Genomic DNA, 736 nt, shown 5'->3' on the forward strand with positions numbered 1-736 from the left:
GGCATCGCCAGCGCGCACAGCGGCGGCATTCGTTTTGGGATGGTGGATCTTCAACTCACGGAACGCGTCCTCGCCGCTGATGCCGTGGCGAAGGACGCGGTTGCTGCTGCCGTTGCCGAAGGGTTCCACCACGGAAATGCGCTCGCCACCGGGCGCTGCGGCGCCTGCAGGGCCAGTGTGTTGCTGCGCTGCGGCTGGCGCAGCCCTCGTCGGGGCTGCCGGCACAGCCGGCGTGGCAGGGGTAGCAGGCGAAGGCGCGGCAGGGCGATGCTGTGCGGCCTCGGCATCGATCGTGCGACGCGTCTGTGCGTCGGCCATGCCGGTGGCCGGCAGATGGTGCTGCTGCTGGAACACATTGATGGCGTGCTGGCTGCCCGCCCCAAGGTAGCCATCGGCGGTGATCGCTTTGCCATGCGCATCGGTCAGGCCCAGCGCGGCCATGTCACGCTGCAGCGCGCGCGCCTCGCGGTCGATCGCACCCAGCGTGGTCGGCCCGGCCTTGCCGTCGACCGGAGTCAGGCCATGGTCACGCTGGAAAGCTTCGACGGCCTGCCGGGTGCTGGCATCGAACTGGCGATCAGGATGGATCGCCTGGGCACCCGCGCCGCCATAACCCAGCGCGTGCAGGTTGTGTTCCAGCTTTTCCACCGCGCGGCCGGTAGAGCCCTCTTTCAGCACCTGCGGGCCACCGCCACCGTGCTTGTGCGAGCGCGCCTGTTCCAGCGCTATGCGGATG

1 protein-coding gene is annotated in these 736 nt (G+C 69.4%); it reads right to left on the bottom strand.

The window, feature by feature from the left end; genetic code table 11:
• Nucleotides 1-678: peptidoglycan-binding domain-containing protein (locus AC1DCY_RS27300; RefSeq protein ID WP_477355818.1), on the bottom strand; the 678-nt coding region annotated here is incomplete at its 3' end.
• Nucleotides 679-736: the final 58 nt, after the last annotated feature.

The sequence above is a fragment of the Lysinibacillus sp. 10T31 genome, assembly GCF_056394365.1.